The organism is Streptococcus mitis, assembly GCF_001579035.1.
Lineage (GTDB): Bacteria > Bacillota > Bacilli > Lactobacillales > Streptococcaceae > Streptococcus > Streptococcus mitis_J.
The window spans coordinates 11,884-12,631 of sequence record NZ_KQ970290.1; the positions used below are offsets into that span (position 1 = coordinate 11,884).

At 43.9% G+C, this 748-nt stretch carries 1 protein-coding gene; it reads right to left on the reverse strand.

All coding sequences use genetic code 11. The annotated features are described in order from the left end of the window. Nucleotides 1–97 precede the first annotated feature (97 nt). Nucleotides 98–748, reverse strand: a 651-nt coding sequence (locus SMIDD26_RS08225; protein WP_061439799.1) for an acetyl-CoA carboxylase carboxyl transferase subunit alpha, incomplete at its 5' end; no start/stop codon positions are given.

The following is a 748-nucleotide window of genomic DNA, read 5'->3' on the forward strand; positions in this document are numbered from 1 at the left end:
AGCCTGCGGCTAGTTTCCTAGTTTGCTCTTTGATTTTCATTGAGTACATAAAAACTAGAACTGACTGCCAGTTCTAGTTTTTGCGTATGCTGAAATATTAGTATTTTCTAAATCGTTGATAGCGTTCTTCCAACAACTCTTCTAGCGGTTTTTGTGAAAGTAGAGCTAGCTCAGCTTGGAGTTCTTTTTTGATACTCTTAATCAGTTCTTTACTAGAAAGTCCTGCTTCAGAAATCACCTTATCTACCACGTCCATTTCTAACAGCTCATGCGAAGTGATTTTCATCAGTTCTGCCGCTTCCATGGCACGACTGCCATCCTTCCATAGAATAGAAGCAAAACCTTCTGGACTGAGAATAGCATAAATAGAATTTTCCAGCATCCAAACACGGTCCGCAACGGCTAGAGCCAGAGCACCACCTGAACCACCTTCACCGATAATGATAGCAATAATCGGAACTTTCAGGTCACTCATTTCCATGAGATTGCGAGCAATAGCTTCTCCCTGTCCACGTTCTTCCGCTCCCACACCAGGATAGGCACCTGCAGTATTGATAAAAGTCACAACTGGACGACCAAACTTTTCAGCCTGTTTCATCAAACGTAGGGCCTTGCGGTAGCCTTCTGGATGCGGTTGACCAAAATTCCGCTTGAGATTATCTTGTAAACTCTTGCCTTTTTGGATACCAACCATTGTTACAGCTTGGTCTCCAAGCCAGCCGATACCACCAACAACTGCACCATCGTC